Raw genomic sequence first — 4,163 nt, forward strand, 5'->3', positions numbered from 1 at the left:
CGCCGCAGATTGCCCCGCGCCGCCCGAACCCGAAGGGCGCCCGCACATTGCGAACGATGGCGGCGTTGCGTCGCGGGCCCGATGCGAACGGCATCTGCTCCCGCGACGCGTCTGGCCCTCGTCCGCAAGCCGCAGGCGCAACGCTGAAGTTATTTCCGGGACCGGACACTAGATCTTGACCTGGCCGCGGATCTCCATCACCTGCTCGGGCGGCAGCGAGAAGAACGCGGTCGCGCTCCGGGAGTTGTTCGACATCATCGAGAAGAGCTTCTCTCTCCAGATCGCCATGCCGGGGCGGTCCGAGGGAAGGATCATCTCCTTGCCGAGGAAGAACGTCGCTTTCGAGAGGTCGAGCGAGAGGCCCGGCGCCTTGATCTTTTCGAGAATCGGAATGATGTCCGGCGTCTCCATGAACCCGAAATGCAGGACCACCCGGTAGAAGCCGTCCGAAAACGCCTCCACATGCACGCGCTCCTTTTTGCGGACGCGGGGCACGTCCTCGGTGAGGACGGTCAGCAGAATGACCTGCTTCTGGAGGATGTGATTGTGGCGGAAGTTGTTGAGCAGCGCGGGCGGGATCACGTCCGGGATCATCGACATGTAGATCCCGGTGTCGGAAACCCGCACCGGCTTCTCCTGCTTCGCGTCGTCGATGAACTGCTCGACGCTGCAAAGCCTCCGCCGGAGCTGGACGTTCAACAACCGCCGCCCGCGCCGCCAGGTGGTCATGATCGTGAACACGATGAGCGCCACGACGAGCGGAAACCAGCCGCCGCTCGCGACCTTCACGAGGTTCGCTCCGAGAAACGAGAGGTCGAACACGAAGAAGAGGATCGTGACGAGAAATGCGGCGCCCGTCCTCCAGTGCAGGCGGTCGCGCGCGACGAAGTACGCGAGCAGCGTCGTGATCACCATCGTCATGGACACCGCGACGCCGTACGCGGCCGCGAGGTTGTTCGAGTTCCGGAAGCCGAGCACGAGGCCGATCGTCGCGATCATGAGGACCCAGTTCAGGCCGGGAATGTAGATCTGGCCGATCTCCTCCGGCGAAGTGTGGACGATCCGGACGCGGGGCAGATAACCGAGCTGGACGGCCTGGCGCGTCAGCGAGAACGCGCCGGAGATGATCGCCTGCGACGCGATGATCGTCGCCATCGTCGCGAGGATCACGAGCGGGTAGAGCGCCCACCCGGGAGCCAGGCGGTAGAACGGGTTCTCCGCGGCGGCGGGATTCACGATGAGGAGCGCCCCCTGCCCGAAATAGTTCAGGACGAGCGCGGGACCGACGAACGAGAACCAGTCGATCTGGATCGGCTTCTCGCCAAAATGCCCGAGGTCCGCGTAGAGCGCCTCGCCGCCGGTCGCGACGAGGAAGATCGCGCCGAGGACGAGGAAGCCGTGGAACCGGTTCCGGGCAAAGAACGCGACCGCGTGGGCGGGATTGACGGCGGCGATCACGCCCGGGTGGCGAAGGATCCCCAGGACGCCGAGCACGGCGAGCACGGAAAACCACGCGAGCATCACCGGCCCGAAGATCCGGCCGATCGACGCCGTCCCTCGCTTCTCGAAGAGGAAGAGGCCGACGAGGATCACGACCGTGATCGGCACGACGGCGCCGGCGAAGACCGGGGTCGCCACCTGCAGCCCCTCCACGGCCGAGAGCACCGAGATCGCGGGAGTGATGATCCCGTCGCCGTAGAGGAGCGCCGCCCCGAAGACGCCGAGCGTCACGAGGCCCAGCCGCATGCGCCGCCCCGTCCTCCCGCCGCGCACGAGACCCATCAGCGCGAGGATCCCGCCCTCACCGCGGTTGTCCAGCCGCAGCACGTAGACGTGGTACTTGACCGTGACGATCACGACGAGCGACCAGAACACGAGGGAGAGGATGCCGAGGACGTTCTCCGGTCGCAGAGGGATCGCGTGGAGGCCCGAGAAGCAGACCTTCAGCGCATACAGCGGACTCGTCCCGATGTCGCCGTAAACGACGCCGAGCGCGGAGAGACAGAGCAGGAAGAGCCGGCGTCCCGACGGGACGGCCGACGCCATCCCCGCGGGGACACCGCGGACCTTCGATTCGAGGTCGGTCGACGACATGAGAGGTGAATTAGAGCAGGAATCGACCCGGAATGCCGTCCCGTCGATCCCGCGGCGAAGGGCCCGTGCGGCGGCGGGGCGGAAACGCCGGGGACGCGCCGATCCCGATCCCGCCGAAGCCCTGGCGAAGGCGGGAACGCGTGGCAGCGGCCAGCTCCCTCACCGCGACCCTCTCCCGCCGGGAGAGGGGGGGTTCGGCGCGATGCGGGAGATTTCGCCAAACGGAGGAGGCTGGTGGAAGCCGCGTGTGGAATTGCTCGACCCGCGGAGCGGGAAGCGCAATGCGCCCGCGCTTGCGCGCGGATCGAGCAATCGCTGCGCACGCCAGTGCGCGAGCCATCGGGCCGGCCACCTCTGTGCCTGGGCCCCTCGTGGCCGGCCCAGCTGCTGTTGCGAGGGGGCTTCGCCTCCCTCGCGCTCCTCTGTGGGTTCGATTCCTATCGCGGGTGATCGGCCTCTTCCGCTCGATCGCGCCGAAGGTTCGGCGAAGGCGGATGGCGGAAGCGCATGGGAATCGAACCCACCAATCCCGGCTGAGCCGCGATTCAAACGGATTTGAAGTCCGCGGAAGCCACCAGACTTCCTGCGCTTCCGAACGCGCCGAGTCTATCGCACGGGTTCCCCGGCGCTCCACCGTATGCCACGGCGCGGCAGGCTGCTCCTCGCAATATCCCTTGGGTGAGATCGCACGGCCGCGTTGCGGCCTCGCGATGACGAAGGCCAGAATGCGGGATCGAAGCTTTCATCTCGCCCGGGCGAGGAGGACCGCGGAACCGACAGTCCTTACCGCGGAATCTCGTATTCCGCGAGCATGTCCAGCTGCCGGCGTGGTCCGGAGATGCGGAGCACGAGGGCGTCGCCCTCGTCCTTCTCCGACAGCACTTTCGTCCGGGCGCGCACCCGCGCGATCTCGCGGGAATCGGCGTACGGGATGCGGAGCGTCCTCTCCAGTTCGTCGGGCGCGCGGCGCTTCTCGATCTCGTCGATCAGCCGATCGATGCCCTCGCCGGTCGCCGCGGACACCCACAGACTGGGGCGACGCCGCGGGACGAGGTCCGCCTTCGTGTAGACGGGAAGCACCTTGCCCGGCTCGACGCCGAGCTCCGCGAACGTGTCTTCCGCGACGCGCTTCTCCTCGTCGGCCCACTCGGAGGAGCCGTCGATGGCATGGAGGACGAGATCGGCGTCGCGGATCTCCGCGAGCGTCGACCGGAACGAAGCGACGAGGCCGGGAGGGAGCTTCCGGATGAGGCCGACCGTGTCCACGACGAGAATGCCGGTGCCGCGGATCTTCCCGATGCGCGCGTCGAGTGTGGCGAAGAGGCGGTCCGCGGCGAGCGCGGCGTTCTCGGTCAGGCGGTTGAAGAGCGTCGTCTTCCCCGCGTTCGTGTATCCCGCGATCGCGACCTGGTAGGAGTCGCGCCGGCCCCGCTTCTGGACGCGCCGCGACGTCTCGATCTTCGCGAGGTCCTTCTTCAAAAGCGAGATGCGGTGGCGGATCTTGCGGCGATCGAGCTCGAGCTGCTGCTCGCCCGCTCCGCGCCCGCCGATGCCGCCGCCCAGCCGGGAGAGGCCCTTGTATTTGCCGGTCAGCCGCGGCAGGAGGTACTCGTAGCTCGCGAGCGCGACCTGAGTGCGCGCCTCGCGAGTGCGCGCGTGCCGGTTGAAGATCTCCAGGATCAGCCCCGTGCGATCGGTGACGCGCGGCAGGGCCTTCTCGAGGTTGCGGACCTGGCCGGGAGAAAGGTCGTCGTCGAAGATCACGAGGTCCGTGCCGAGCGCCGCGGCGGCGCCGGAGATCTCTTCGACCGCGCCCGATCCGATGAACGTCGCCGGGTCGATCGTCGACCGCTCGCGCATCTCGCGGCCGACGACTTCCATGCCCGCCGTGTCGGCGAGCCGCTCGAGCTCGTCCAAGTGCCTTTCGACTTCGGAGCGGGAAGTGCCGCGGGTGACGACGCCGACGAGGAGGGCTTTTTCCCGGGTCAACGAGACCGATCCATTCGCATCAGTCGCCTGCTAGGTTAGGATTAATCCCGGATGGAGTCAATCCGCGCCCGCCGGGAACG

The 4,163-nt window shown here is 67.5% G+C and carries 2 protein-coding genes and 1 tRNA gene; all 3 read right to left on the bottom strand.

The genetic code is table 11. The annotated features are described in order from the left end of the window. Positions 1–168 precede the first annotated feature (168 nt). Positions 169–2,046 carry a potassium transporter Kup gene (locus VKH46_16240; protein ID HKB72389.1) on the bottom strand — a complete coding sequence of 626 codons (1,878 nt, stop codon included), beginning with the start codon at positions 2,044–2,046 and terminating at the stop codon, positions 169–171. Positions 2,047–2,589: 543 nt separating this feature from the next. Beyond that, a tRNA-Sec gene (locus VKH46_16245) sits at positions 2,590–2,687 on the bottom strand. Positions 2,688–2,877: 190 nt separating this feature from the next. Then, the gene (hflX, locus tag VKH46_16250; GenBank protein ID HKB72390.1) at positions 2,878–4,083 is read right to left on the bottom strand and encodes a GTPase HflX; all 1,206 of its coding nucleotides are present in this window, start codon (positions 4,081–4,083) and stop codon (positions 2,878–2,880) included. Between the last annotated feature and the right edge of the window lie 80 nt (positions 4,084–4,163).

The organism is Thermoanaerobaculia bacterium, assembly GCA_035260525.1.
Taxonomy (GTDB): Bacteria; Acidobacteriota; Thermoanaerobaculia; order UBA5066; family DATFVB01; genus DATFVB01.

Bases quoted from the DNA above. Each gene is read 5' to 3' on its own strand.
- VKH46_16240 (HKB72389.1), bottom strand. From the start codon at position 2,046: ATGGCGTCGGCCGTCCCGTCGGGACGCCGGCTCTTCCTGCTCTGTCTC.